The 767-nt window shown below is 57.4% G+C and carries 1 protein-coding gene; it reads left to right on the forward strand.

Features of this window, described 5'->3' with window-relative positions; translation table 11 throughout:
* Positions 1–239: 239 nt before the first annotated feature.
* On the forward strand, positions 240–491 hold the full coding sequence (locus VZ95_RS26175) for a DUF2188 domain-containing protein (RefSeq protein ID WP_045777326.1): 252 nt from the start codon (positions 240–242) through the stop codon (positions 489–491).
* Positions 492–767: the final 276 nt, after the last annotated feature.

Below are 767 nucleotides of genomic sequence, written 5' to 3' on the forward strand. Positions count from 1 at the left end.
CCGAACCGTCAAGAAGGTTAAGGGCTTTTCTTAAGAATCGCTGAATATGAACCCGCGTGAGCCATATTTATCACCAGAAAAACTTTGCCGCAGCGCAATATCCTGCGGGGGCTTTTGGGGTTTCTGTTCCCGACGCAGGGGTGATGTGCAGGAATAGACCTATTTTCGTCACACTCCGGCGCTATATATGCGCCCATCACTCACCCTTTCTTGTTCATGATCTTCAGGAGCGCCGGACAATGTCCCGGACATCCACTCATCCGATTTTCTGGGTCGCGCCCCATTTCGACGAATGGCACGTGCAGACCGATGGGGCCGACCGGCCCGAAGCCCTGTTCGACGCGCGCGAAGACGCAGTGGAATGGGCGTGCCGCGTGGCCCAACGCCAGAGCCCCGGCATCGTTCGCGTCGTCGATTATCATGGGAATATCACAAGCCAGTTCTTCTTTGCGGACATGGCGGGCGACCTGGATCGGCGGCCTGCCGCCTAAAACCAGGGTTTTCGGGCGCGGGGAAACTTGTCCCGGCAGCAAGGCAGACAATTTGGTACTGGAAAGCCGGGCGCAGCTTCGATAAGGCTCAAGGGTAACAATCAAGAAGCCCTGTCTTGGGAGGGGTGCGCCCGTGAGTATCGACTGGAACACTGCTTTTGCGCCGCGCGCGTTAAAACTCACCGCGTCGGAAATCCGCGAGCTGCTGAAGCTCATCAATCAGCCGGATATTATTTCCTTCGCGGGCGGTATTCCCGATCCGGCGCTGTTTCCCCA

It is taken from the genome of Elstera litoralis (assembly GCF_000963705.1).
GTDB classification, from domain to species: domain Bacteria; phylum Pseudomonadota; class Alphaproteobacteria; order Elsterales; family Elsteraceae; genus Elstera; species Elstera litoralis.